Genomic DNA, 981 nt, shown 5'->3' on the forward strand with positions numbered 1-981 from the left:
AAAACGACGCTTGCTCCAAATCACCCCTACAAGCGCTTTGCCGTTGGTAACCTCGAAACACTGGTGGACAAAGAAGGTAAAACGCTTAGATCTGCGTTGCTCGATTTCTATGATGTACAATACTCTGCCAACCGAATGAAACTTACGGTACTGGGAAAAGAAGATCTGAGCACGCTAGCGAAATGGGTCGAAACGCGTTTTTCCGATATACCAAACAAAAACCTTCCTGTTAAAACGATTACCGAGCCGTTTTTCGCGGGTGGTTTTCTACCAGCAAAACTCCAAGTAGAGAGTGTGATGGATTCACGCTCGCTTTCTTTGAGCTTCCCCATCCCATCAACAAAGAACCACATTCACTCTCAGCCAATGGGCTACATAGCCAACCTGATTGGACATGAAGGAAAAGGAAGCCTCCTGTCTGCACTAAAAGACAAACAACTTGTTGATACTCTGTCGGCTGGTACGCAATTTGATACCGGCGCGCACGCCATGTTTATTATCACTATGTCTCTAACCGAAAGCGGCCTGAAGAAACAGGATGAGATAATGGGGATGGTATTTAGCTATATCGAACTGCTGAACCAGAAAGGCATCACCAAGCTTTACTTTGATGAGCAAGCCAAGTTATCTGACATCGGGTTCAAATTTAAAGAGAAATCGCCAGCTCTGAGCTACGTTCGCTCTCTTTCCGCCACATTACACGACTTCAAACCACACGAAGTACTCTCGGCTTTCTACCAATTAAATGACTTCAAGCCCGAACTGATCGAAGACTACTTAAGCTATCTCAAACCAGATAATGTTTTAGTAAGCGTTAAAGCCCAGGGACTAAAAACGGACAAAGAAACTACATGGTTTAAAGCCCCTTATTCCGTAGCGCCGCTCTCCATCAGCCTTACCAATCAATTGAGAAAAGCAAGCCCTCTAGAAGCGTTAGCCTTACCCGAACCCAACGCATTTATCCCTGACAATACCGATTTA

1 protein-coding gene is annotated in these 981 nt (G+C 45.0%); it reads left to right on the forward strand.

The window, feature by feature from the left end:
- On the forward strand, positions 1-981 hold a 981-nt coding region (locus A3750_RS16280; protein ID WP_197475088.1), incomplete at both ends, for an insulinase family protein.

The organism is Oleiphilus sp. HI0079 (assembly GCF_001635105.1).